The 24868-nt window shown below is 42.5% G+C and carries 24 protein-coding genes; 1 reads left to right on the forward strand and 23 read right to left on the reverse strand.

The features are described 5' to 3' along the window. Positions 1–3: 3 nt before the first annotated feature. Positions 4–1290, reverse strand: coding sequence for a Glu/Leu/Phe/Val dehydrogenase (locus PHS53_03720; protein ID MDD5357225.1), 1287 nt, complete (start codon positions 1288–1290; stop codon positions 4–6). 143 nt (positions 1291–1433) lie between these two features. Here PHS53_03720 and PHS53_03725 point away from each other — a divergent pair, with 143 nt between their 5' ends. Next, the gene (locus tag PHS53_03725) at positions 1434–1667 is read left to right on the forward strand and encodes a glutaredoxin family protein (GenBank protein ID MDD5357226.1); all 234 of its coding nucleotides are present in this window, start codon (positions 1434–1436) and stop codon (positions 1665–1667) included. Here PHS53_03725 and PHS53_03730 read toward each other — a convergent pair. The 22 genes from PHS53_03730 to PHS53_03835 form a co-directional block, all read right to left on the reverse strand. Then, entirely contained in the window at positions 1664–3406 is a 1743-nt protein-coding gene (locus PHS53_03730; protein MDD5357227.1) for an ABC transporter ATP-binding protein, read from the reverse strand. The genes PHS53_03725 and PHS53_03730 overlap by 4 nt on opposite strands. A gap of 6 nt (positions 3407–3412) precedes the next feature. Further along, complete coding sequence (locus PHS53_03735) at positions 3413–5989, reverse strand: M1 family metallopeptidase (protein ID MDD5357228.1); 2577 nt, start codon at positions 5987–5989, stop codon at positions 3413–3415. 27 nt (positions 5990–6016) lie between these two features. Next, positions 6017–6391 carry a riboflavin kinase gene (locus PHS53_03740; protein ID MDD5357229.1) on the reverse strand — a complete coding sequence of 125 codons (375 nt, stop codon included), beginning with the start codon at positions 6389–6391 and terminating at the stop codon, positions 6017–6019. Positions 6392–6402: 11 nt separating this feature from the next. Further along, positions 6403–7125 (reverse strand): ABC transporter ATP-binding protein, encoded by a 723-nt coding sequence (locus PHS53_03745; GenBank protein ID MDD5357230.1) that lies wholly within the window; start codon positions 7123–7125, stop codon positions 6403–6405. Then, positions 7125–8264, reverse strand: coding sequence for an ABC transporter substrate-binding protein (locus PHS53_03750; GenBank protein ID MDD5357231.1), 1140 nt, complete (start codon positions 8262–8264; stop codon positions 7125–7127). The genes PHS53_03745 and PHS53_03750 overlap by 1 nt, the downstream gene beginning before the upstream one ends. 31 nt (positions 8265–8295) lie before the next feature. Continuing rightward, positions 8296–9030 carry an ABC transporter ATP-binding protein gene (locus PHS53_03755; GenBank protein MDD5357232.1) on the reverse strand — a complete coding sequence of 245 codons (735 nt, stop codon included), beginning with the start codon at positions 9028–9030 and terminating at the stop codon, positions 8296–8298. A gap of 2 nt (positions 9031–9032) precedes the next feature. Beyond that, positions 9033–10139, reverse strand: coding sequence for an ABC transporter substrate-binding protein (locus tag PHS53_03760; protein ID MDD5357233.1), 1107 nt, complete (start codon positions 10137–10139; stop codon positions 9033–9035). A gap of 9 nt (positions 10140–10148) precedes the next feature. Next, complete coding sequence (locus PHS53_03765) at positions 10149–11249, reverse strand: ABC transporter substrate-binding protein (GenBank protein ID MDD5357234.1); 1101 nt, start codon at positions 11247–11249, stop codon at positions 10149–10151. Between the two features lie 55 nt (positions 11250–11304). Next, complete coding sequence (locus PHS53_03770) at positions 11305–12171, reverse strand: branched-chain amino acid ABC transporter permease (protein ID MDD5357235.1); 867 nt, start codon at positions 12169–12171, stop codon at positions 11305–11307. A 1-nt stretch (position 12172) separates the two neighbouring features. Continuing rightward, positions 12173–13039, reverse strand: coding sequence for a branched-chain amino acid ABC transporter permease (locus tag PHS53_03775; protein ID MDD5357236.1), 867 nt, complete (start codon positions 13037–13039; stop codon positions 12173–12175). An 85-nt stretch (positions 13040–13124) separates the two neighbouring features. After that, on the reverse strand, positions 13125–14255 hold the full coding sequence (locus PHS53_03780) for an ABC transporter substrate-binding protein (protein ID MDD5357237.1): 1131 nt from the start codon (positions 14253–14255) through the stop codon (positions 13125–13127). 125 nt (positions 14256–14380) lie between these two features. Continuing rightward, the gene (locus tag PHS53_03785) at positions 14381–15133 is read right to left on the reverse strand and encodes an ABC transporter permease (GenBank protein ID MDD5357238.1); all 753 of its coding nucleotides are present in this window, start codon (positions 15131–15133) and stop codon (positions 14381–14383) included. Between the two features lie 5 nt (positions 15134–15138). After that, entirely contained in the window at positions 15139–15936 is a 798-nt protein-coding gene (locus tag PHS53_03790) for an ATP-binding cassette domain-containing protein (GenBank protein MDD5357239.1), read from the reverse strand. A 92-nt stretch (positions 15937–16028) separates the two neighbouring features. Continuing rightward, positions 16029–16808, reverse strand: a complete 780-nt coding sequence (locus PHS53_03795) for an ABC transporter ATP-binding protein (GenBank protein ID MDD5357240.1) — start codon at positions 16806–16808, stop codon at positions 16029–16031. Between the two features lie 10 nt (positions 16809–16818). Beyond that, entirely contained in the window at positions 16819–17538 is a 720-nt protein-coding gene (locus tag PHS53_03800; GenBank protein MDD5357241.1) for an ABC transporter permease subunit, read from the reverse strand. 47 nt (positions 17539–17585) lie between these two features. Next, on the reverse strand, positions 17586–18530 hold the full coding sequence (locus PHS53_03805) for a PfkB family carbohydrate kinase (GenBank protein ID MDD5357242.1): 945 nt from the start codon (positions 18528–18530) through the stop codon (positions 17586–17588). Further along, the gene (locus tag PHS53_03810; protein MDD5357243.1) at positions 18531–19265 is read right to left on the reverse strand and encodes a hypothetical protein; all 735 of its coding nucleotides are present in this window, start codon (positions 19263–19265) and stop codon (positions 18531–18533) included. 11 nt (positions 19266–19276) lie between these two features. After that, positions 19277–20548, reverse strand: a complete 1272-nt coding sequence (gene ahcY, locus PHS53_03815) for an adenosylhomocysteinase (GenBank protein ID MDD5357244.1) — start codon at positions 20546–20548, stop codon at positions 19277–19279. After that, complete coding sequence (locus tag PHS53_03820) at positions 20545–21231, reverse strand: SDR family NAD(P)-dependent oxidoreductase (protein MDD5357245.1); 687 nt, start codon at positions 21229–21231, stop codon at positions 20545–20547. The genes ahcY and PHS53_03820 overlap by 4 nt, the downstream gene beginning before the upstream one ends. 84 nt (positions 21232–21315) lie before the next feature. Further along, positions 21316–21642: a metalloregulator ArsR/SmtB family transcription factor gene (locus PHS53_03825; GenBank protein ID MDD5357246.1), complete on the reverse strand. Its 327-nt coding sequence runs from the start codon at positions 21640–21642 to the stop codon at positions 21316–21318. A gap of 114 nt (positions 21643–21756) precedes the next feature. Next, positions 21757–22314, reverse strand: a complete 558-nt coding sequence (locus PHS53_03830; protein ID MDD5357247.1) for a cob(I)yrinic acid a,c-diamide adenosyltransferase — start codon at positions 22312–22314, stop codon at positions 21757–21759. Between the two features lie 51 nt (positions 22315–22365). Next, positions 22366–24657, reverse strand: coding sequence for an ATP cone domain-containing protein (locus PHS53_03835; GenBank protein MDD5357248.1), 2292 nt, complete (start codon positions 24655–24657; stop codon positions 22366–22368). Between the last annotated feature and the right edge of the window lie 211 nt (positions 24658–24868).

Genomic DNA, 24868 nt, shown 5'->3' on the forward strand with positions numbered 1-24868 from the left:
CTATCACAAAAACGAGCCTCTATCTCGCATTGCGGCCGCGATTTTTTCTACCGCCACGAAATATGCTGCGTTACGAAGGGTCAACTTTTTCTCTTTTGAAAGGCGCCAGACGCTTTCAAAAGCTTTGAGCATGATCGGCTTCAGCTTGTCTCGAACCTCTTCTTCAGTCCATCTTTGGCCAGTAATATTTTGTACCCACTCAAAATAGGAAACCGTTACTCCCCCAGCGTTTGCCAAAACATCCGGTACAACAATCGCCCGCTTTTTCGCCAAGATAAGATCGGCTTCTGGCGTTGTCGGATCATTTGCGAGTTCGAGAATGATTTTCGCTTTGACGTTTTTAGCATTTTTCGCATCGATCGCATTGTCGAGAGCAGCAGGAATCAGAATATCACAGGGGCACGTTACGAAATCTTTTTCACTATAGATCTTCGCTTCATCGTGCATAAGTTTATCCATATCGCACACAGTTCCCTTGCAATAAAATTCAGTGACAGCATTACGCTCTTCTTTCACCGCATTTACTTCTTCCGGATCAAGTCCGCGAGCGCTCCAAATTCCTCCTTTACTATCAGAAAGACCCACAATTCTATAGCCAAGTCCGTGTAAAATTGATGCCGCATGATATCCAGCATTTCCAAATCCTTGCACTGCAACGCGCAGATCTTTTCTCCTTAAACCAAGTGTATTTACAAGTTCCTCCAAAACGTACACGCCCCCTTGTGCGGTTGCGGTGTCACGCCCCAGACTTCCTCCAAGAGAAAGCGGTTTGCCCGTGATCATTCCGGGATCGCTGTAACCGACAATCTTTTCATATTCATCAAGCATGTATGACATAATCGCGCCGTTGGTGTAGACATCTGGAGCTGGAATATCTTTTCTGCTTCCGACATGCTCTGCCATCGCCCTCATCCACGCGCGGGAAACAGCTTCAATTTCTTTTGAGGAGTATTGCTTGGGATCAAATTCTACTCCGCCCTTGCCTCCTCCCATCGGAATTCCCACAACCGCACATTTTACTGCCATTCCTAAAGCGAGTGCTTTTACTTCATTCAAATTTGCCTTTGGATGAAAACGGATGCCACCTTTATAAGGACCGCGAGCATTATTAAACTGAACTCGGTAGGCTTTGAGGCTCTCGATCTGGCCATTGTCGCGCTCGATTTCGATATCTTTTTCGATGACATTATTGGGTGTTGAAAGAGTCTTGAATTCCTTGCCAGAAAGACCCAAAAGGGTCGAGGCGCTCTTAAGCCTTACGAGATAGTTGTTGAACGGTGAATTGGCCATAAAATGAAGGATTAATTGATTAATTATAGGCAAACATTATATACCGAAATGGCGGGAATGCGAGTGGTTACAGCAAAAATTTTGTGTCTTAAAAATAGTCTGGTATAATGAGTACTCTTTTACTAATCTTATCTCACACTTCTATGAAAGACGTAATAATCTACTCAACTCCAACCTGCCACTTCTGTCATATGGCGAAAGATTTTTTCAACGCAAATGGCGTAAAATTTACCGATAAAAATGCTGCGAGTGATATGACTGCGCGCAAAGAAGCAGTTGAAAAATCAGGACAAATGGGAGTGCCTGTTATTGATATTGGAGGAAAAATAATCGTCGGCTTTAACGAACCAGAACTCCGAAAGGCTCTTAGTCTCTAATTCGTCGGCGACTGCTCTCTCCACAAAGCAGCGTACAATCCTTTTTTCTTAAGGAGTGATTCGTGCGTCCCTTCTTCAATAATTTTGCCTTTTTCTAAGACGTAAATTCTCTTTGCGTGGGCAATTGTTGAAAGCCTGTGAGCAACTAGAATTTGCATAACTCCTTTTGCCGCGATCTCGACGCTCTGAATCGTGTCCGTAATTTCTTTTTCAGTAATCGAATCGAGGCTCGAAGTCGCTTCATCGAAAATAATAAGTTCCGGCTTTCGAAGAAGCGCACGAGCGATAGCGAGACGCTGGCGTTCTCCTCCTGAAACTTTCACTCCTCCTTCGCCGATCTTTGTATCGAGTCCTTGCCCGCTCCTCTCTAAAATAGTTGTGGCTTGAGCAAAAGAAAGCGCTAAAAGACACTCTTCATCTGTAGCGTCAGTTTTCACGAATAAAAGATTATCTCGAATGGTTCCTGAAAAAAGCTGGGTCTCCTGCGCAACAAGCCCGACACGACTTCGTAATGCCTCGAAATCGATCTTGGACGCGTTTACAGTATTGAAGGAAAGAGAACCTTTCTCCGGTTGGTAAAGGCCAAGCACAAGCTTTACGAGAGTCGATTTGCCGGAACCAGAAGGGCCCACAAAAGCGACTGTTTCCCCGACATGTACTTTTAAGTTAATCCCCGAAACAGCCGAACTTCGAGCTCCCGAGTAAGCAAAGTCAACATTTTTAAATTCAATTGATTCAAGTGATTTGAGTCGCACGGGAGAAAGAGGAACCGGAGCAACTTGGCGAGAAAGGAGCTCCGCTACGGCAGCGAGGCTTGCGCTGGCTTCCTGAAATTGTGCGAAAACGTTTGCGAGTTCACCAAGCGGGTTGAAAATAAAGAATGAGTAGATAAAGAGGCTGAAAAATTCTCCGACCGTGATGGCAGAATTCCAGATGAGCCAAAGCATAAGGAGAAGAAGCGAAGAACGAAGGGCATTGATGCATGTGCCTTGAATAAAGCTTAAGGTGCGAATAAGTTTTATTTTCTTAAGTTCGAGGGTGAGGATCTTTTGATTTACAATATTAAGGCGAGTGATCTCTTGTTCTTCAAGTCCCAAACTTTTCACCATCTCGACGTTTCGAATCGTCTCTGTCGTCGAACCGGCAAGATTTGCAGTTTCGATGACGATATTTTTCTGCGCCCGTTTGATCTTCCTTGAAATAGTGAAGGTTACCGTTCCAAGCACCGGAATGATAAGAATATAGACGAGCCCAACTGACCAGTGCACATTGAGTGCGTAGATGATCACAAAAATAATCCCAACGAGTGCGATGAAAATGCTTCCAATCGCACTCATAATGAGCGTTTGAGCATCAAGACGGGCTTTCTGAAGTTTCTGGAGCATCTCCCCGCTTCTTTCATCCTCAAAAATAGCGTAGGGCAGGGCAAAAGTATGAGCGACGGATTCGCTGTACATTTCAGTTCCCACCCTTTGAGTTATCACGTTCGCATAATAATCTTGGAAATTTTTAGCAATTCGCGAGACAAGCGCAACGCCGATCGAAGCAAGGAGAAGAAGAAGAACACCCCGAAGAAATCCGGAATGGGTGTAGCTCGCCGCCTGGGTCGCATATCTATCAACAATGATCCGGAAAATTTGCGGATCCAAAAGCGAAAAACCCTGGTTTATTGTCGCCAAAGCTAAAGTCCCCACCAGAAGCCATCTTTGTTTTTTTACGTATTTCCAGAGAAGTTGCATACAGAATTATTTATTCTTTTTTAAAAATGCCGGCAAAGTTTTAAGAAGTCTTTCTCTCCACAGAGCATTCGAGTAAATTTGCTCGACTGCCTGCTCCAAAGTTCTTTTTGCACCAGGAGCTGGGTGAGTTTTAAAGAATTTTTGAATCTCTTTCGCTTTTTCGGTTGTTGCAAAAACAGACGCACTTTCCAATATATGAGCAATAATTCCTGCTCCTCCGTACCGAGACAAAAGCTCGTCCCAGTGTTTTTTCACAAATTTCCAGGTCAACTCTTGCCCGTGCGGATTTCTCCATGCCAAAATAATGAGTATAAAAGCATCTTGTGCCCGCACCTCCTTAGAAAGAGCAAAATTGAGAGTTTCTTCTATGAGTTTTTCAGTAGAGAAATTTGCAAGTGCCCTCCCGATTCGATTTTTTTCTTCTTGAAGTTTCTCTTTCTTGTACAGATTAGTGAGAGTTTCGTGCTCTTTTTTACTTCCATAGCGAGCTACGAGCATGAAAACAACACCCCGAATATCTGCGTAAATTGGAGCACCTTTTTCTATAAAATCATGAAAAAGCCTCTGCGCTCGTTTTATAACCTCTTTATTGCCATAAATTCCCGCACTTCCGAGAATAAGTGAGCGCAAAAGTGTTACTGTGTGTCTTTCTTCATCTTTCTTTGCCCAGCCTAATTTTTTGACAACTCCTAGAAATATCTTTCCGGCATATTCCTTGTATTCATCTTTCAACTTCCCTGCTGGCAAAACTCCGGCGAGCGAAGAAAGCCCAGACGCCAATTCTCCCCAAACAGCATAATCATCTTCGTTCTTGAAACTCTCCGAAAGAGTGAGAACATCTTCAACTTTGATTTTGCCAGCCTCTAGAAGAGCAAAAGCGTCTCGAATAATACCGAGTCTATCAATTGGACCAAATACCTTATCTTCGATCGGTTTTTTAAAACTTTCGAGCATCTCTTTCGGATATGCTGTGCGGAAAAAACCCGTTTCTCCGTAATTTATCTTTGTCCACTTTGAACCGGCTTTTCTCAAAACCGCAAAGGTCTTTTTATTCGAAATAGTTTTTTCTACTTCACTTTTATTATTCGATTTGGAAATTACAGGAATATGCCACAAAGTTTTATCCTTAGCTTTCTTTTCTGAAATAGGGCTTGAAAAAAAACGTGATTGGGTCAAATTGTATTTGCTTTGTACTTGCGAAACCTGGAGAACTGGATATCCGGGATGTTCCGTCCAATCTCGCATTATTTTCGCCACAGGTTTGCCAGAAACTTTTTCGAGAGCTTTCCAAAGATCAGCAGTTTCAGCATTCGCGTAGCTGTGTTTTTTCAAATAATGCGAAAGGCCTTTTCGGAAATTTTCTTTCCCAAGATATTCTGCGAGCATTCTGATAACGCTTCCCCCTTTCGAATAGCTGACTTTGTCGAAAATCTCACTGATTTCGTTTGGATGATGCACGGGAACTTCGATCGGATGAGTATTCGCGAGAGCATCAAGTTGAAGGGCGACGCCGTGATCTTCGATAAGAAATTGCGTCCACATATCCCACTCTGGAAACATTGCATCAACCGCGAGATACTCGATGTACGTTGCGAATCCCTCGTTGAGCCACAAATGCGTCCACCATTCCATCGTTACAAGATTTCCAAACCACTGATGGGCGATCTCGTGAGCAATTACAATAGCTACTCGCTGTTTTGTGGCAAGCGCGGAATGTTCTTCGTCATACAAAAGCGCAGTCTCTCGATAGGTAATGGCTCCCCAATTTTCCATGGCTCCTGATTGGAAATCCGGAATGGCAATGAGATCAAGGGCAGGAAGCGGATAATGAATGCCGAAATATTTTTCAAAGAATGAGAGAGATTTTTTCGCAACTTCCAGAGCAAATTTTCCTTGATGAATTTTTCCGGGAGTAGTAAAAATTCGCACAAGAGTCCCCCGGGCAGTTTTCCCTTCGATAGATTCAAAATCTCCAACAATAAATGCCGCGAGGTAGGTAGACATCTTCGGAGTTGGTTCAAAAGTAACAGTTTTGTATCCTCCCTCATGCTCCCGAATGTTCGAAGGCATGGTATTTGAAATAGCCGTCAGGTTTGTCGGCACAACAAGTGAGATATCGAAAATAGCCTTCAAAGCGGGCTCATCAAAGCAGGGAAAGGCCTGACGGGCATCTGTTGACTCAAATTGGGTTGTGGCGAGGTGTTTCGTTTGACCCTTGTGTTCATACCGACTCCGATAAAAGCCCCGCATTAAATCGTTTAAAACTCCTCGAAACACTAGAGCAAGCTTAAGCTTCCCTTTAGGAATTTCATTTTGAAAGTGAAATGTAGCAGTCTCTGCCTTCTCATCGTACGAAATTGTAAGAGCAAAGATCTTTTCTTTTCCGAATTCTACTTCGGCAGATTCTATTTCCAGATTCTTTGAATGAAGAGTGATTGTCTTTGTGGCTTTTTTGAGAATAAGCGTAATAGCTTCTTGCCCTTCGAAGGTAAAAGCTTCAAGATCGGGCTTTAAACTAAGCTCGTATCTTTCGGGAATAACATGGCTAGAAAGCCGTACATTTTTAGATTTTCCCTTTTGCATTCCGCCATTCTAGCAGAATTTAATGATTCAGAGAATAGATTTTATCGCTTCAACATCTTTCTGCATCTGGCGCACGAGAAGCTCCGGAGAATCAAATTTTTGAACTCCGCGGATAAATTTTACGACTTCGAATTCTACGGCTTCACCGGCAAAAATAATGGGGTGGTCGGCATCGATAAGATAGAGCTCTAAAGTGTGATCTACGTCTTCAAACGTCGGCACCGTCCCGAAATAAAGCGCAGCTTTGTATTTTTGGTCTTTTATTGTTGCGCGCGCGGCATAAATCCCCTCTTGCATGGTGAGTGAAAGTTCATCCGGTATAACAAGATTGACCGTAGGAAATCCAAGAAGCTTTCCCCGCCCTTTTCCAGTTTTACTTGTTGTTTTAAATAAAAGCTTCATGAAGAAAAATCTTATACTAATTTTCCCAAGAAAACATCCTCCAGGATTCGATTTCCCTTGAGAATTTCTGGCGTACCCTCTGTCACAACTTTTCCTTTATCAAGAATATAAATCCTATTCACGATATGGAGAAGTGTTTTGATGTTGTGCTCAACAACCACGATCGCTATTTTATGGCGTTCATTTATTTCTTTTATTTTTGCGAAAACTTCACCAACGATCTTCGGAGCAAGACCGAGCGAGGGCTCATCAAGAAGAAGCACTTGGGGGCGGGTAATAAGTCCTCGAGCGAGGGCGAGCATCTGCTGTTGCCCGCCAGAAAGAGAGCCAGATTTGTGCCGAAGTTTCGCTTTCAGGGCTGGAAAAATTTCTAAAGCTTCTGCAATTCGTTCATGGAGATCTTTTTTGTTCTTTACGGTGATTCCGCCGAGTTCCAAATTTTCCAAAATAGTGAGGTGCCGAAATACTCGTCTCCCTTGGGGAACAAAAGAAATTCCTCGTTCCACCATTTCATGAGCTATTGGATCCACTTTCTGTCCATGCCAAAATACATTCCCACTTTGAAGCGGAGCGAGACCGAAGATCGCCTTCAAAACAGAAGATTTCCCAGCGCCATTCGGACCCATAAGCGCGAGAATTTCACCCTCTCCAACAGCAACTGAAACACCATCGAGAGCTTTTACGCCACCATAATGCACGTGCACGTTTTTCGCCTCAAGAAGGATTTCTTTCATTACTGAGTTAGAAGCACTGGCTTGCCGTCTTTTACAACCCGCATAACAACTGGGCGATCTACCTCGCAATCATTGTTAAATGTAAATTTGCCATTAACACCTTCATAAGTGCCGATCTTGTGAATCAGAAAATCAGAGATCCCTTGAGACGATGTGTCGTCGGAGTCTTCTATGGCCCTAGCGAGAATCATCATAGCATCGTAAGACTGCACAGAAAATGTACCCGGTTCCTCGCCAAATTTTTGGAAGTATCGCTCCTTCATATCATGTGCTTTCGGAGTGTCATCATCGCTTCTCATAGGTGAAAGCGGATAATCGGAATAAACCACGCCTTCAACAAGCGACCTGTCCTTAAGATTTGAATTGGAAACGGTACTCGTATCCGAAATAATCGGTTTTGTAATTTTTAATTCCTTTATCTCTTTAAAAAGAGGTTCAACGCTCGCGCCGGAATTAAGGGTAAACACTGCATCAAGTTGTGATTCAACACCTTTTATTTTTGTCAGCTGTGTTCGGAAATCCCCGCCCGCTTGCTCATAGGTATCTGTAATAACTACTTTTCCGCCTCCCGCTTCAACACCCTTGCTCAAAACATCCATCATACCTTTGCCGTATTCGTTGTTGCTTACGAGTATTGCGATCTTTGGCTTGTTAAAATGCTTGAGAAGGTAGTCTGCGGTAGCTGCACCGTAAGAATCAGCGGTGAGAGCAATTCTGCAGGTAAGCGGATTTCCATCTTTCCAAACGGGAGTAAAGGCCGACGGTACGAGCATGAACTGTTTCTTTTCTTTTGCAATTGGATTGAGAATTGCGGCAGCAGTGCTTCCTTCAACAATAAGGTACTGGATCCCCTTATTCATAAGTGCCTCGTAGGAAGGAATAACCTTTTTTCCATCATAAGCGTAATCTTCTACCAAATATTCAACTTTTTTTCCTTTTATTCCTCCCGCTGCATTGATATCTTCCACAGCGAGTTCTGCACCCTTTTTCGCGGCCTCTCCAATGCTAGCGAGCGGACCGGTTACAAAATCAATATGCCCGATTTTTATCGTATTTCCGTCTGACTTCTTCGGAATAAGGATAATAATAAGCAAAATCACAATGATAACTGCGCCCACGATCAATATCTTTTTATTCATATATTTTTAATATTACTTGTTCTCCATCCTATCATTCCCCGAGATAAGCTTCAATCACATCTTTTCGAGCCAAAACTTCCTCTGGTTTCCCTTCTGCAAGAAGCTCTCCGCTGTCCAAGACAAAGACGTAATCAGAAAGTTCGCGAATAAGCTCCATGTTGTGTTCGATAAGGATGATCGAGGTACCGCAAGCTCGAAGGTCTTTTATAATAGAGACCATTATTTTGAGCATTTCGGGAAAAAGTCCGGCGAATGGTTCATCCAAAAGAATGATTTTTGAATCCATTGCCAGTATGCGCGCAATTTCAAGAAGTTTTCTTTGACCATACGAAAGTCCTCCGGCGAGTTCTTTGTGTTTCTCCCAAAGTCCGACTCGTTTCAGCACTTCTTCGGCTTTTGCAAGATGATACGCCCCGTGACGTTCAAAAAGCGAGTTTAAAACATGGCGTTCGGTCAAAACTACAAGTACATTATCAAGCACACTCATCTGCTCGAAAAGCCTGACATCTTGGAAGGTCCGAGTGATTCCGAGAGTGGAAACTTCGTGAGAAATGACTTTTGAAATTTTCTCTTTTCCGAGCACTACAACTTTCCCGCTATCAAGCGGAATAATTCCTGTAAGCAAATTCACGAGAGTCGATTTCCCCGAACCGTTCGGGCCGATAATTCCAGTGATTTTCCCGGCTTCAAAGGAAAGCGAGAGATGATCTACGGCATGTACGCCGTCGAATCGTTTTACTAAGCTTTTTGTTTCGAGAATGGGCATTTTTATTGTTCAAATTTAACAAACTGACTATTTTTTACGATTTTAAATATTGTTGGTTTTGAAGCAGTACCATTTTCGGCAATCGAGATTTGTCCGCTCACTCCCGTGTAATTACTAATCCTATGGAGATAATTAAGCACACAATCAGAGTCGGCGCCACAAGAGTTGTACGCATCAACTTGGAGCATGAGAGAATCATATGCATTAGCGGCAAAGGTATCTGGCTTTTGATTGAATTTTGCTTCATATCGTTTCGCAAAATCTAGAATTTTATCGGTCTTCGGAAACGGCTCGTCAGAAGAAATAATAAATCCTTCGGCAGCTATTCCTGCAGTACTCAATACATTCGGGTCTTCATTCTGAGAATTTCCGACAATTTTTGCTTGAATGCCGAGCTCTCGTGCTTGTTTCAGTAAATTTCCAAGAGGCGCTGCCAGTTCCGTTACAAAAATAATATCCACTTTATCAGCTTTAATTTTTGTAAGCTGTGTCCGAAAATCTGTCGCGTCAACAGCAGTAACCTCGCTTGAAAGAATCTTTCCTCCAGCCTTCTCAAAAGTTTCAGACAAATACTTATTGTAATCTGCTCCAAGCGGAGTGTTGTAATAGATCACAGAAGCCTTCTTCCCGCCAAGCGTATCGTGAGCAAACTGTGCTATCTGCTTTGCTTTGAGCTGTATCGAACTGTTCGTAGAAACAAGATACTTATGTCCTAAAACAGAATCTGGATTTGGTGCAATATTGAAAGACACAATTTTAGCTTCTTCCATAATTGGCAATACGGGGACAAAGCCAACAACACAGAATGAACCGCCCAGAATAGTTATTTTGTCTGTTGAGATAAATTTCTGAGCTGCAGCCACAGCTTCTTTCGGCTGGCAAGCATCTTCATAGAGTATATCGAAACTTTTTATTTTTCCTTGAGCTAAAACATCCTCTTTTGCCATTTCAAAACCATTATGAATATGTTCACCGAGGGCGGCAAAGTTACCTGTGATTGGAGCGATGACTCCAATTCGAAAACTTTCTGGTTTCTTATTCGAGACAAGGAAAACAAGAAGAAAAATGAACAAGATGACGAAAACTGCTCCAATTACTTTCTTGTCCATAGAGATTTTTTAAGGATTGAACTCAACAAGTTTTCCTGATGTATATCTGTAATAAACCGGGCTCATGTCGAGCACTCTGTCGTCTCCAAAACCAGCCGACTGAAGAACGCCAACATGTGCATCTTGCTTCATCTTTGAAACAACGCAATCAGGATCTGTCTTCGAGCATTTTGACAGTCCGTTATAGAGATACATAACTTCATCATACCCATAAGCAGCAGGAACAAAATCTTTTTCTACTATGCCCGGATATTTTCTAGCCAGTTTCGCTCTGAAATCATCTGAAATCGGCTGATCAAATGTCATTACCCCCTCGATAGCAGATTGAGGAACGCTTGAGCGAACTTTTTCAGTAAAGCCGTCCGGAATTCCAATGCCCATGAATATCGGAATTCTGAGACCTAAATCCGCTTTCTGCTTAAAGAAACTGATGGCATGATCCTCATAGAAAACCGGCACAAGCGCATCTATTCCACTGCTTTTCATTTTTGAAATGATCGTGCGAAAATCCGTCGTATCTATGTTGAATTTAGTGATATCAATTTTAATTCCTTTTTCTTGAGCTACTTTTGTCATAGCCTGCTCGCATTCGGGAGCGAAGTCGAGATTGAGGAAAAGTCCGCCGATATTTTTATAACCCTGACTCGCGAGATATTCTGTAGCTACCGCACACTGTTTCCCAACGTCAAAATAGAATTTAAAAGCATACGGATTGTCTTCCACGAATTTTTTCACAAGAGCGTCGTAGACGAAAGGAATCTTGTTTGAAAGAGACAAAGGGTTAACAGAAGAGCTTGGAGCGGTGAATTCGACAGCCAGAGCGTTTACTTTGTCGATATTTATCAGTTTTTGCGCAGCAGTAGCTGATTTTTGTGCATCTGTCGCACCGTCCTCAATTGCAATGTCTAGATTGTCTCCGCCTGCTTTGATTTCATCTTGAGCAAGCTGCATTCCCTTTACATATCCTTCGCCCCAATATGCGCCCCAGCCAGTTAGAGGAGCGACCACGCCGATTTTAGGAGAACCTGATGAGTTGTTTCCTCGTCCAATGAGGATAATCAATATAACCACGACGAGAATCACAAGCCCCCATATTGTTTTTTTACCCATAAAATAAGCTTTATTTAATATTCTTCAATACTATCCTTCCGGGGAGTTTTTGCAATCAAAGCTTGTATTCTCCCAAAAGTCCCTGCGGTTTATACATCATAAGCACCACCAAAAGCACTCCGTACACCACTTGTCGCATTTGGGCGGCTATATCTGTTGGGAAGCCCACGAAACGGAGAAATTCGGGAAGAAGAATGAGGACCGCGGCGCCGAGTACGGCGCCGCGGTGGCTCGCAAGCCCACCGAGGATCACTGTTGAAAGAATAAAGATGGATTCGGTAACAGTAAACGTGGATGGATCGATAAAAGTAATATAGGCGGCATACAAAGAGCCAGCAAAGGCCGCAAGAGCAGCCGCAATAACAAAAATCGCAAGCTTGTAGAGAAGTACGTTATAGCCGAATACAGAAATAGCTTGTTCATCTTCGCGAATTGCTTTTAGCACTCGCCCAAAAGAAGAACCGGTGACGAAATGGGAAAATAAAAAGACAAGCAGAGTTACAACGAGAGCGAGTACTAAAAACCAGAAATTATCTGCAAAAGCGAAACCAAAAATAGCTGGTCGAGGAATCCCCGGAATACCCAGGGGTCCACGAGTAAGGTCCTGCCAATTGAGAAAAACACTATAAACAATTACTCCAAAGCCAAGTGAAGCCAGAGCATAAAAGTCGCCTTTAAACTTTGAAAGTACGGCACCGATACAAAGTGCCAGAAATGCCGAAATGAGAGCTCCAATAAAAGCGGCCAAAAAGAAATTGATACCGAGAGAAGTAAGAAGAATCGCTGTGACATAAGCACCGATACCAAAAAACGCCGCGTGAGCAAGAGAAAGAAAGCCAGAAAAACCAACAACCAAGTCCAAGGAAATCGCTAAAATGGCGTAAATGGATATAAGGATCAGTAAATGGATAAGGTAAGGCATTTTATTGTTTAAAAATTCCTTGGGGTTTAAAAATTAAAAATATAATTAAAACTCCAAACGCGATTGCATCTTTCCATTCTCCAGAAATGTGCCAAATACCGAAGTTTTCAACAAAACCCAGAAGAAAAGCTCCTAGAAGTGCGCCGTAGATATTCCCCATTCCTCCAATTATTGAAGCAATGACGGCCTTGAGAAGGAGCGGCAAGCCCATTGTCGGCTCAATACCCGTATCAAAACCCACCATAATTCCCGCGAGACCTGCAATTGCAGAGCCGATAATAAAGATACCTCCAATAATTTTTTCGGTATTCACCCCCACTATTTTAGAAACTTCTTCATCATCCCCCACTGCTCTTACCATTTTTCCGAAAAATGTGAATTTGAGAAGAAGAGCGAGACCAACTGCAACAAGAATGGAAGTGCAAAGAATGATGACTTGTGTTTGTGTTATCGCGCCAGACAAAATAATAAAGACTCTCTCTTGCCCCAAATTGGAAGAAAGTGTTTGGAATTGGCTTGTAAAAAGGATCGCCACAACTGCTTGAAGGGCTGTAAAAACACCGAGCGAAGCAACAAGCATCACAGTATTTGAGGATTTTCTAGCGCGAAGCTTTCGATAGATCAATTTGTAGAAAAGAAAACCAAGAAGAGCGGAAATGAGAATGCCCGCGGGGACAGCCACAAAAAGTGGAAGGCCAAGTGTTTTCAAAACATAAAATGTTCCATATGCACCTGCAGTGGCAAGCACTCCATAAGAGAGATCGAAAAACTTCACTGTACTGAAGATGAGGCTGAAACCCAGAGCCATGAGGCTGTAGATGGATCCGGCAATAATGCTGTTTAATACGAGTTGAGGAACGATGGACATAAAATTGCACCTTTAGAATAGCAATTTAAACACGAAAAAACCATCCTTTCTTGGGGATGGTTTTTTCTGAGAAATTCTTCAACTATTATTGAAGCACTTCTGCCTTTGCATTCTTTACAACAAGCACGTTGTAATCTGCACCGACAGGATCACCGTTCTTATCGAATTGAATATTAAGGTTTGAAACACCACCATTGTAATTCACCTTGTATAGCGCATCTTTTATTTTTGTGCTATCAGTTCCAACTTGAGATATAACTTGCGCAAGGATCTTTATTCCGTCATAAGCGAAGTTGCTAGGATAAATAATACTGTCATTTCCTAATTTCGCTTTCATACTTGCTTTAAAGGCATCAGTAGAATTTGTTTTGACGCGAGTATACATTACTCCTTCACCATCCTTTCCGAGCGTATCCCATATCTTGTTGTCATCCCAAGAATCAGCTCCAAAGATTGGCTGTTTAAGACCGAGCACTTTTGCTTGTTTGATACCTGCAATTGCTCCGTCTGTGAAAGATGGGAAATAGAAAAGATCTGCAGTAGAAGCCTTTACTTTCGTAATTTGAGATCGCAAGTCTTGAGAATCAGGTGCATACGCTTCCGAAGAAACAACACTGCCTCCCAATGCTGTAAATGCGTCGGTAAAGGCTTTGTTAAGACCAATTCCCCAATCGTTGTTGATGTAGACAATAGCTACTTTTGTTTTTTTGAGGGTATTGTAAGCAAATTGTGCTGCATATTTTGCCTGGAAAAGATCTGAGGGAACATCTCTAAAAATATAATCGCCAGCATCGGAGATTTTTGGAGCAGTTGCGCTATATGAAAGCACAACTGTTTTTGCTTGCTCTGCAATTGGCGCCATTGCGAGCGTCGCTGGAGAACATGTACTTCCTAATATCACCGAAACCTTATCGATGTTTATGAGTTTTTGTGCGGCGCTTGCTCCTTCTGGTCCTGCACATTTATCATCTTCATAAATCACATTAAGCGTTCGGCCATTGATACCTCCGGCCGCATTAACCTCGCTTACCGCAATTTCTACTGCGGCTTTTGCATTTTGTCCTATGTTAGCCAAATCTCCCGTAAGTGGACCTGTGAATCCGATCGTAACAGGGCCAGTCTCTGTTGCCACAGGAGCTTTTCCAGGGCCTTTTGCCAAATACGCTATACCGAGCACAACCAACACGATAACAATCAAAACAAGAACTTTCTTCATAGAATGAATAAATAACTAATAATTAAGAGAGCCAAAAGGAACTAGAGCTTTCAACGCCTCTAATGATATAAAAGCGTTTTATAAAATGCAAATAATCTGTGTCAAAAATGTCCCACAAATATCTTTCATATCTCGATCTTAGAAAAAAGATATCCTCCAATGATGACGAACACAATTGTTATGAGAGAAAGCACTGTTATATCCGTTCCCAATCCAAAATGATATCCGCCAACAAGAAGCCCTCGCATCGCATCAATTCCGTATGAAAGCGGATCAAATTTCGCAATTGTGCCTATGACACCTTGTCCAGACTCTCCGAGAGGAAACAAAGATCCGGAAAGAAAAAAGAGCGGCATCACCAAAAAGTTCATGATGAGCTGAAAGCCTTGCATATCTTCTAATCTCGAAGCGATGGCAGTACCCAAAGCCGTGAAGAGAATCGCCACGAGAAACATTACTAGAAGTACGAGAGGCATCACTGCCCAAGATACAGGATGAAAACCGGTCAAAAGTGAGAGAAGAAAGACGACAACACCTTGCATAACCGCAACAGTCGCGCCCCCCAAAGTTCTTCCGATCATAATATTGTAACGAGATACGGGAGCAACAAGCGTTTCTTTCAAAAATCCAAATTGCCTATCCCAGATCACTTCAATTCCTGAAAAGATCGCCGTAAAAATAATTCCCATTCCAACCACACCGGGGACAAGAAAATTAATATAATTCCCTTTTCCCGCTTGCTGGAAAACCGGCCCGAACCCATATCCAAGCGCCAAAAGAAATAGGATCGGCTGGCCAAGGGAACCAATGATACGAGACTTGGAGCGTATGTATCGCTTAATTTGTCGGAGCCAAAGAATGTAAATAGTTGAAAGCATAGTTTTTATCTTTTATTTCCGCCTCTCCACACTTGGCGCATTTGACGCATATGATCTCCTGCACCAGCTTCTTCATCACGAATCGTCTTTCCTGTAAGTGCGAGAAATGCTTCTTCAAGAGATTTGGTGCTCGTCTGTTCTTTCAAAGAATCCGCCGTACCGGAAGCAACGATAGTTCCATGGTCAATGATGGCAATTCTCTGTGCTACTTTTGCAGCCTCTTCCATATAGTGCGTGGTAAAGAAGATGGTCACGCCTTCAGATTTATTTAATTCTTGAAGATACGTCCACATATGATTTCGAGTTTGCGGGTCAAGACCAAGTGTTGGCTCGTCCAAGAAAATAATTTTAGGGTGATGAATGAGACCTCTGGCAATTTCAAGCCGACGCTTCATACCTCCGGAAAATTGCTTTACCAGACTGTCTTTTCGATCAGTGAGCTCTACGAATGCCATAAGTTCGTCAATTCTCTGTCGGCGCAGTTTCTTCGGCATTCCATACAGTACTCCATGAAATTCCATATTTTCCCAGGCAGTAAGCTCGTCATCAAGGCTCGGGTCTTGGAAAACGATACCGAAGGAGTGTCTGACTTTGTTCGCCTCTGTTACGGGATTATTTCCGTCAATTCGAATCGTCCCTTCTGTGGGATGAAGGAGAGTCGTAAGCATTTTTATTGTTGTCGATTTTCCCGCGCCGTTCGGACCTAAAAATGCAAAAATTTCACCCTTTTTAACTTCGAAACTTACATTTTTCACAGCGGTGAAATTTCCAAACTTTTTTACAAGATTTTTAACTTCGATCATATGAGTTAGACGAGAGTATAGCAGAAAACTAGTCGAAAATGTACTACGCCTTCGGCTGTACATCTTTCGACATGATTTCCGTAGCGCGGAAATCACATCATCGCATCTCGCCTTTCTTTTGCCTCAAGATGCGGACGAACATAGCCAAACAATTTATCTTCGTGAGCAAAAAATTCTGGCGAACGTTTTTGTCTCGGACGCGATAAAGAATTTTCCATCACGTGTGAAATAGTGGACGGATGATCTGATGTTAAAACAGCAATCCTGTCTGCAAGTTCAAGCGCTTCTTCAAGGATATGCGTCACCATGACAATAGTCATCTTTCTTTCCTGCCAAATATTCAAAAGTTCCTGGCGAAGGGTCTGGGCTGTATATGAATCAAGCTCTGAAAAAGCTTCGTCCATAAAGATAATTTTTGGCTCGATCACAAGCGCACGGGCAATTCCAACCCTTTGCTTCATACCGCCGGAGAGTTCGTGAGGGTAAAGATGCCCCGCTCGGTCAAGCTTCATCACCTGGAGTTCTTTTTTGACTCGACGTTCTCTCTCGGCAAGAGGAATATTTCGGGAGATGAGCCAAAGTTCGATATTTTGATGCACCGTAAGCCAAGGAAGAAGTGCGAACTGCTGGAAGACAAATCCGCATTCTTTCGGAAGTGCCGTGGAAGCCCATTCAAGCGACCCCGCGTACTCCTTATCGAGTCCAGACATCAGGCGAAGAAGAGTTGATTTACCAGAACCGGAAGCCCCGAGAAAAGTAAAGATCTCCCCTTCTTTTATTTCAAGATTAATATCGGTAAGTATGCGCACTTCTTTTCCGCGCCCTTCCCGAAAACTTTTTGAAACATTTTTTAATTTAAGAATAGTACTCATAAATAAAAAGTTATTCCTCTAGCATCTTATGGCTTCGTTCAAGAAGAGGGAGCCAGATTATTTTGTTCACACTGAAAATGAGGAGGAGAAATCCAAGAACTCCGAGAGCTGTGAGAGTTGTATTTGTAGCAAATTGTTCGAAAAAGTGTCCAAGCCCTGATTGAATGCCGATAATAATTTCTGTTGCAACAAGCGCTTCCCATCCTTCTCCAATACCAATAATGGAACCTGTAATGAGGGCCGGAAAGCTGACAGGAATCAAAAATGATTTTATATATCGCCAGCCGGTAATTCCTCCTATTTCGACAGATTCTTCCCATTCATGCTTTACGAGTTTGAGCGCGCTTATAAGCGAGAAAAGAATCGGCCAAATCATTGTGAGGACAAGGAAAAAAATAACAGTGCCATTTGTTTTGCCCCAGATAAGAGCAGCGAGAGGAAGAGTCGCGGAAGTTGGAAAACTTTGGAGGATATCAAAAACGGGAAGGGCGTAATCGGCCCGCTTACCGCGATAAAAGAGAACCGCAAGCACCCAAGCCAGTACAGCCGAGATAATGTATGCGACAATAATTCGCCCGACCGACAAAACCAGATTTTCAAAAAGTACCCCAGATTGAATATTAGAAACTCGGGAAAAATAAAGAAGGAAAAGAAAAGGCACGACAATCACAAGGATCGTACCGAGCAGGTGATATTTGGTGCGATAGAGTCGCATTACCTTTTTCCGCATGACTATAAGTATACCCCAGAGAGATTATGGGGGTTGTGGATTTCGTCCTAGAGTTTATATTCCTGTGCTCCGGAATATTCGATACTTTTCGCTGCGATTTTCGCTCCCAACTCACAAGATTTTCGCAAGGACTGTCCTCGTGAGAGGCCGAAAAGAAGCCCCGAGCGATACGCATCGCCCGCGCCTGTTGTTCCAACAATCTTTTTTGGTTTTACTGCGCTTACTTTTTCTTTAGCGCCGTCCTTATGATAAACGATGCTTCCCTTGCTTCCTTTGGTTTCAATAAGAGTGGCCACTCCGAGTTTAAAGATTTCTTCTCGCGAGTATCCCAAAATACTTTCGGCTTGCTTGAATTCTACTTCGTTTCCTATGAAAATATCGGCGAGTTTCAGAGTTTTTTCAAGAAGTGTTTTATCGTAGAACACAGAAAGCACTTGGCCCGGATCAAAGATAATGGTTATTTCTTTCCCACACAGTTTTCGGAGCTCTTCTGTATGAGAAAGCATACTCTTACCAGTACCCGCAGAAACAATCGCATGCGACACCGTAGCAAGGACTGTCCTTGCTACAATTTTAGACAGAGGAAATTTTTCAATTACTTCGTGATAGCAATTTGGCTGCCACACTCCTACTTGCTGTCCTTTTTCATCAGACATTCCATAAAAATTCGCGGTAAAGCCGTTTTTATCAATAAAAACTTTAGGAATCACGCCATTAGAGAGTAAATGTTTGCGAAAACCATTGTCGAAATCTTTCCCTACCGCAGATACAAGAATCGGCTTTGCGCCAAGAAGCCCAAGGCCGTAAGCAATATTTCCTCCAGTTCCTCCGTATCGTTCGATCTTTCGCTTTGCCACAAACATCATATTTTGCTGGCTTTCGATAGGCATGACAATTTCATTCTGAATTTTCCCATGAATATCAAAAATCAGGTCGATTGCAAGCGAACCCGAAACAAGAATTTTGTTTTGTCTGTGACTTTTTGAAAACATTTAGAATGTACCTGATGGTCTTGAATGAATATCGAAAACTGTGATTTTTTTTGATTGCGAATTAAAAAGCATGTTACACTCCTGCACATCCCAAAAATCGTCCTCGAGTAAACGCCTAAGAGAAACAGACGTTTTCTCTAGAGTTTCGAATTCAGTATTCATTTGAGATCTTGTTTCGCTATCTATTTCAGTTTTGGCCCGCTCTATTAAACTTTCCAAATACCTATCGAGCCTAATTCCATCTGTCCACTTTGAGACGAAATAAGTTACGTTATTGTTATCTTGGTATCCTAACTGAAAGTCAACTACTTCAACACCGGGAAAATCTTTAAGTTTCTCCTTCGCTCTTTGCATGGAAAAAAATTCCTGAACACCTCCCATATCTTCCTCCAGACCTGGTGTGCGTTTGATAAAAAATGCATGAGAACCTATTTCAGCTTTAAAATACATATCAGACTTCTCCACTAAGGGGTGTTTCCAAACATTAATCTGCCCAGGATGCAGATCTCTACGCCAGATAGCAGTAAGCCTAAGACCCGCATCTTCGAGTGAGTCACCATACTTAAGTTCTGTTGATTTATATTTTTCTTCCGCCTCCTTTTCTAGCTTTCGAAAAGACGCTATAATACCTGGATTTTCATGAATTAATTGTTTAAATTCATTAGCATAAACTAGCTCCCGGCCACTTTCGGATTTCGAATGAGAAATTTCGGGATTTTCAGATTCTAATTTCATTAATTTACACTTTAGAGCGTTCCTTCTTGCCAACTCGAAAGATATTTTTTCTGCTCGGGCGTGAGCGTGTCAATTGTTACGCCGAGAGATGCAAGTTTGAGCTTTGCGATTTTCTTATCTATTTCTTCTGGAATCGGATAGACGGCTGGTTGATGATCTTTTACCAGCTTTTTGCCATTTTTTACCATGTATTCCCCTCCGAGCGCCTGATTGGCAAAACTCATATCCATAACTGACGCAGGATGTCCTTCGGCACTGGCAAGATTCACAAGCCGGCCCTCTCCCAAAACATATATTTTCCGACCGTCTTTCAACATGTATTCTTCTACAAAATCTCGCAGTGTCCGCTTGTTTTTGGAAAGTTTCATGAGCGATTTCAAATTTATTTCAACATCAAAGTGGCCGGAATTTGAAATAATACAGCCGTCTTTCATGACCTTGAAATGCTCTTCGTCGAGAACGCTCGTGTTTCCTGTAACTGTGCAGATGAAATCAGCGATTTTTGATACTCCCTTCATCGGCAACACTTCAAATCCATCCATATTCGCTTCAAGAGCTTTTACTGGATCAATTTCAGTGACAATCACACGTGAACCCATTCCTCGAGCACGCATTGCGAGTCCTCGTCCACACCAGCCGTAGCCAGCGACAACAAAAACTCTCCCCGCAAGAAGTTTGTTTGTTGCGCGAATAATTCCATCGAGCGTCGATTGGCCGGTGCCATACCGATTATCAAAAAAGTGCTTGGTCATGGCGTCGTTCACGGCCAAGATCGGCATTTTCAGTTTCCCTTCTTTCCAAAGGGCCTTGAGACGGATAACACCGGTCGTTGTTTCTTCCGTTCCGCCAATCATTTTAAGGAGTTGTGGTTCGCGATTTTTATGAAGCTCTGAGACAAGATCAGCTCCATCATCCATCGTGATATCCGGCTTCATATCGAGCACTGCCTTTATGTGAGAAAAATAAGTTTTATTGTCTTCTCCTTTAATCGCAAAAACTGAAATGCCGTAATCTTTTACGAGCGACGCGGCGACATCATCTTGTGTCGAAAGAGGATTGGAGGCGCAAAGAACCAAATTCGCCCCGCCATCTTTAAGCGCGATCATGAGATTGGCTGTTTCTGCCGTAACATGAAGACAAGCGGCAACAGTGATTCCCTTGAGTGGCTTTCTCTTTTTAAAATCTTCTCCGATGCTTTTGAGCACAGGCATATCAATCGCTGCCCATTCGATTCGTTTCTTTCCTTTGTCTGCGAGTTTAATGTCTTTTATGTCGTGCTTCATATAAGTACGTAATCTTCAATTATTAAATCTTCTTTTGGATTTTCCGCTTCTAAATTCATCACTGTTCTCTCTGCAACTGATTCAACATCCATAAATTTATCATAATCAGATGGTTTTTTGTCATGAAATATTTCCGTCTTCATACCTCCCGGATATACAGCAATAACTTTTATCGGAGTTTCTTTGCACGCCTCGCGAAGCGATTCGGTAAAACCCCGTACTGCATATTTTGTTGCCGCATAGCCAGACGATTTCGCTCTCCCACGAAGTCCGCTTACCGAAATAATGTTCACAATTGTACCAAAACCCTGGTCTTTCATTTGAATTAAAGCAGCCCTGGAGCCATACATAGTACCGAAAAGATTCACTTCCATAAGATCGTGCACTTTCGGAATATCGAGTTCCTCAATCGTAGAAAAACAAAACCAAATCCCTGCGTTATTGATCCAATAATCAATTTTCCCGAAACGTTTAACCGCTTCATCGCGAAGATTTAAAATCTCTTTTTCTTTTGTCACATCCGCAACAACAGAAGTTGCTTTAATTTCGTCGGCTGTTTCCTCCAATTCTTTTTTATCCCGTGATGAAATAATCACTTTCGCACCCCGAGCAATAAAGACTTCGGCGAGAGCCCTGCCAAAACCCCTGCTTCCGCCGGTAATTACAACAACCTTATCTTTCATTGCACCATCCTCTCATATTTTCAAGTATTTGGGAATCCGTCCGCATCCAATCTCGTATATAGGTCTTATTCGCGCGAATAAGACCTACATATAATCTTGCAATATGATATTGAGTATGGTTCTCACGGAAAAATTAAGTTCAGAAGATACTGAATAATATACTTGTACGCTCTTTTGTTCTTTTTCTAGTAAACCGGCCGCAGAAAGAATTACTAAATGTTTCGAGGTCGATTTGAGAGAAAGTTTTATCTTTTTACTGATCTCTCCTACAGAGAGTCTTTTTTTATCTTTTAAAAGATTCAGGATAAATAGGCGCCTACCATTAGCGAGCGCTTTCAAAACCTGTTCAATATTCACTGGCTGTTTAGGGCCCACAAATTTTTTAAACTTTTTGTACATCGGGCCTCCCATATCTCAATCATACTATATACCCCTTATTCGCGCGAATAAGGGGTATATATGCGTCATGTTTATATATGCATATGCATGATGCATATAAATAATTCATTTTCCTATTAGGAGATATCAAAGGCTATAATCTGGAGACGGTTCAATGATTTTTTCCTGATCGTTCACGAGGCGGGCAAAGGCATAAAAAACACTCGAGAGACGGTTCAAAAATGCCAAGGTATCTAAGCCGACTTTATTTCCTTTTTCTCCCGCACCGACCACTCGCCGTTCGGCTCTCCTAACAGCTGTCCGCGCAACATCAAAATGCGCTGCAAGTTCTGTCCCGCCCGCAATACGAAAAGTCTTAATAGGAGGGATTATCTTTTCAACTTTTGCGATAAGAGCCTCAAGACTTTCCACCTTTTTGCGCGAGATGGTCATTTCTGACCCCGCAAGCTCGGCCTGGACGATAAAAAGGTCTTTTTGGATTGCGTGGATGATATCTCCTAGAAGATCTGATTCCAGTTTGAGCTTCTTCTCATATGAGAGTACTTTGCAAATACCCAAAAAAGAATTTAGCTCATCTAGAGAGCCGAGAGCCTCGATAACCGGAGAGTCTTTCGATATACGCTCCTTACTAGTAAAGATTTTTGTCGTTCCAGCGTCGCCTTTTCCTGTGTAAAGTCCTGGCATAGTAGTAAGTGAACAAAAACCCCGCTTTCGCGAGGTTTTTTGTTTTTAGATTTAGGAAACTTCGCAGACTCCAGCGACGCAGGCAAGCTCATTTTTCACTTCAGTCTCATCTTCCATTTCGTAGGTTACGATCTTTGCGAAATCTACATATTTGAAATGCGCGAGAAGCTCATTGTATTTCTTTTCATCGATCGCTTCGTACGGAGCAAGCTTATAGACGTAATTTGATTTTGGAAGGAATGAAAGTCCGCCGATAATATCCCAATTCTGATAGACCCAGTTTGCGACTTCGATCCATTCTTCTTCTCCGATAGAAACGGTCACCGAAGGATTGTGCTCTGTATAATGCACTTTTACCATCTTCCAATGCTCAAGCTGGTCAATTGCAGAAAGATCATCTTTGAATACTGCTTTGTCCGGAGCTTTCATAGGAAATTCCATGACAAAGGTCGTTGCATCTTCCATAGTTTGTCCAACTTCAGGATAATATGGCACTCCTTGATCCTTGAGCATCTTGAAGAGAGCGTCTGAAGAAGCGATTCGAACTCGTCGGATGTAATATGGAGCGTGCCGAGGATGCATTCCAGAAGCGCAGTCTACTGTTTGCGACACTGTTCCAGATGGTTTGACGCAAGTGATGCAAGTTGAAGGATTCACTCCCATCTTTTTTGCAAATTCTTTATTCACTTTGATCGATTCGAGTCTCATTTTTTCCAAAACTTTCGGGTCTCGAACTGCAGGACAATCCCACTGGCCAGTGATAGACACCCCGAGAAGCCTTTCCGCCTCGCAATTTTTCTTCCAAGCTTCAGAGAGGTAAGGAAAATGTGTAAGAGCAGATTGATAGGTTCCAAGGATCGTTGCAAGCCGAGTTTTTTCGATCAAGGTTTTCTCCGTATCGTTCTCCCGAGCCACAACTTCCGAAAGATTACAGAATTGTTTTGACTGGAGGATAATTTCTCCGCAAGGATTGGTTCCAAGTCCTCCAATATAGCCTTTCAACACATCGAGACGTCGTTTTGGAAGAGTTTTCGCGAGAGAACCCCGGTTGAAAATACCTCTTTCTCCAGAGCCGGACTTCATAAGAGCGATCCATTCGTCCATAAATTCGGTATTCGAAGGCTTTACATTATAGACAGCGGAGTTGTTCGCGAGGCTTCGCTGGCCTTCTGTAAGGAAAAACTGGCCTTTTTTGGCATCTCGCATTGCATCATCATCCAAATCAGAAAGAGAAATAAGAGCGCTTCGGCGAACTCCTCCAGCAACCACGCATTCACCGATTTTACAGATAATATCGTGGGCATCGAGGTTTGTAAGGCGTCTTCCCTGCTTTCGGATCACTCTTTCCCGGGTAAAGGCGAGCAAATTCCGCAAAGGTTCAGGTCCAGAGCTCTTTCCACCCATGGTTTTGAGTCTCGCGCCTGCCGCACGAAGACCGGAGAGATCGAATTCAACATCATTTCCTTCAAACCATGTCTTCATACCGAACACGAATGCATCAGCCCACCCCTCTTTGCTATCTGGAACTTTGTAAGCTGGGAGTTTTTTGCCTGATTGTGTCGCGATCTGTGGAAGTGCTTGAATGTTCTGGCTCTCTACCGCAAAACCAACCCCAGTTCCGCACATTGAGATATAAATGATCTCGCCGAAATCTTGGAACGATTTTGGAGCAATGAATGAGCAGTTATAAGCAGAAACATTTGTCGCTCGGGCAGCCTTGCCAGCGAACTGGAAGAGCCGCATCGAAGGCATTACTTTTTGAGAAATAATTGCTTGTCGAATTTCTTTGTATTCAGAATCTTTGAGTTTCTTTCCTAAATTTTCTTGCATGAAGCCGATGTATCGGTCTACTGTCTCGATCCAGGTCTCACGGCGATTTTCTCCATCAACCCATTTTGCATAACTTCGGAAATAGACGAACTCCGCGAGTGGATTTCTGAAGTATTGCTTGCTGTCTGCGATAAGATTTTTGAGTTTTTCAGGAATTGCTCCGATTCGCTTTCGAATTTTTGATCTCTCTTCTCGGTAAAGGATGTATGCCTTGGCCGTTTTTACAAAACCGCTCAAAATAAGGACCTTTTCAACCAAGTCCTGAATAAATTCAACTGATGGAGTAAATTTCTTTGGATCTTCGGAAAGCGTTTTGTCGATAAGAAGCTCCCGAAACACTCTTGTTGCCACGGCCTCTGCTTCTCTTTCTCCTCCCTCTTTCGTCACAGACATTGCTTTCGCAACCGCAGTTCCAATTCGATCAACTTCAAACGGGACAACTGTTGCATCTCGCTTCCGAATCAATTTTATTTTTGCGAGATCTGCTTTTGTGAGTGGGAGAACTTTTATCATGGCAATAAAAAAATACTTACTTCGTGGCTAATAATTGGAATGATTAATTACAAATATTATACACCTTTTAAAACTGTGCGTGTAGAGAAATCAATGTGGAAATCTTATTAAAAAACAAAAAACGGGATTGGTACATTTCCACCCGTTTAAGTCGCTCAAGTGAGCCAAATTTTCGACCTCTGTTTTTTGATTTTCAGTTTTTCTTTTCTTC

This window comes from Candidatus Paceibacterota bacterium (assembly GCA_028714635.1).
Taxonomy (GTDB): Bacteria; Patescibacteriota; Minisyncoccia; order Phycocordibacterales; family JAQTLZ01; genus JAQTLZ01.

What these genes read in the sequence shown, in the direction of transcription:
- PHS53_03720 (MDD5357225.1), bottom strand. Translation starts at nt 1,290, where the DNA reads ATGGCCAATTCACCGTTCAACAACTATCTCGTAAGGCTTAAGAGCGCC.
- PHS53_03725 (MDD5357226.1), top strand. Translation starts at nt 1,434, where the DNA reads ATGAAAGACGTAATAATCTACTCAACTCCAACCTGCCACTTCTGTCAT.
- PHS53_03730 (MDD5357227.1), bottom strand. Translation starts at nt 3,406, where the DNA reads ATGCAACTTCTCTGGAAATACGTAAAAAAACAAAGATGGCTTCTGGTG.
- PHS53_03735 (MDD5357228.1), bottom strand. Translation starts at nt 5,989, where the DNA reads ATGCAAAAGGGAAAATCTAAAAATGTACGGCTTTCTAGCCATGTTATT.
- PHS53_03740 (MDD5357229.1), bottom strand. Translation starts at nt 6,391, where the DNA reads ATGAAGCTTTTATTTAAAACAACAAGTAAAACTGGAAAAGGGCGGGGA.
- PHS53_03745 (MDD5357230.1), bottom strand. Translation starts at nt 7,125, where the DNA reads ATGAAAGAAATCCTTCTTGAGGCGAAAAACGTGCACGTGCATTATGGT.
- PHS53_03750 (MDD5357231.1), bottom strand. Translation starts at nt 8,264, where the DNA reads ATGAATAAAAAGATATTGATCGTGGGCGCAGTTATCATTGTGATTTTG.
- PHS53_03755 (MDD5357232.1), bottom strand. Translation starts at nt 9,030, where the DNA reads ATGCCCATTCTCGAAACAAAAAGCTTAGTAAAACGATTCGACGGCGTA.
- PHS53_03760 (MDD5357233.1), bottom strand. Translation starts at nt 10,139, where the DNA reads ATGGACAAGAAAGTAATTGGAGCAGTTTTCGTCATCTTGTTCATTTTT.
- PHS53_03765 (MDD5357234.1), bottom strand. Translation starts at nt 11,249, where the DNA reads ATGGGTAAAAAAACAATATGGGGGCTTGTGATTCTCGTCGTGGTTATA.
- PHS53_03770 (MDD5357235.1), bottom strand. Translation starts at nt 12,171, where the DNA reads ATGCCTTACCTTATCCATTTACTGATCCTTATATCCATTTACGCCATT.
- PHS53_03775 (MDD5357236.1), bottom strand. Translation starts at nt 13,039, where the DNA reads ATGTCCATCGTTCCTCAACTCGTATTAAACAGCATTATTGCCGGATCC.
- PHS53_03780 (MDD5357237.1), bottom strand. Translation starts at nt 14,255, where the DNA reads ATGAAGAAAGTTCTTGTTTTGATTGTTATCGTGTTGGTTGTGCTCGGT.
- PHS53_03785 (MDD5357238.1), bottom strand. Translation starts at nt 15,133, where the DNA reads ATGCTTTCAACTATTTACATTCTTTGGCTCCGACAAATTAAGCGATAC.
- PHS53_03790 (MDD5357239.1), bottom strand. Translation starts at nt 15,936, where the DNA reads ATGATCGAAGTTAAAAATCTTGTAAAAAAGTTTGGAAATTTCACCGCT.
- PHS53_03795 (MDD5357240.1), bottom strand. Translation starts at nt 16,808, where the DNA reads ATGAGTACTATTCTTAAATTAAAAAATGTTTCAAAAAGTTTTCGGGAA.
- PHS53_03800 (MDD5357241.1), bottom strand. Translation starts at nt 17,538, where the DNA reads ATGCGGAAAAAGGTAATGCGACTCTATCGCACCAAATATCACCTGCTC.
- PHS53_03805 (MDD5357242.1), bottom strand. Translation starts at nt 18,530, where the DNA reads ATGTTTTCAAAAAGTCACAGACAAAACAAAATTCTTGTTTCGGGTTCG.
- PHS53_03810 (MDD5357243.1), bottom strand. Translation starts at nt 19,265, where the DNA reads ATGAAATTAGAATCTGAAAATCCCGAAATTTCTCATTCGAAATCCGAA.
- ahcY (MDD5357244.1), bottom strand. Translation starts at nt 20,548, where the DNA reads ATGAAGCACGACATAAAAGACATTAAACTCGCAGACAAAGGAAAGAAA.
- PHS53_03820 (MDD5357245.1), bottom strand. Translation starts at nt 21,231, where the DNA reads ATGAAAGATAAGGTTGTTGTAATTACCGGCGGAAGCAGGGGTTTTGGC.
- PHS53_03825 (MDD5357246.1), bottom strand. Translation starts at nt 21,642, where the DNA reads ATGGGAGGCCCGATGTACAAAAAGTTTAAAAAATTTGTGGGCCCTAAA.
- PHS53_03830 (MDD5357247.1), bottom strand. Translation starts at nt 22,314, where the DNA reads ATGCCAGGACTTTACACAGGAAAAGGCGACGCTGGAACGACAAAAATC.
- PHS53_03835 (MDD5357248.1), bottom strand. Translation starts at nt 24,657, where the DNA reads ATGATAAAAGTTCTCCCACTCACAAAAGCAGATCTCGCAAAAATAAAA.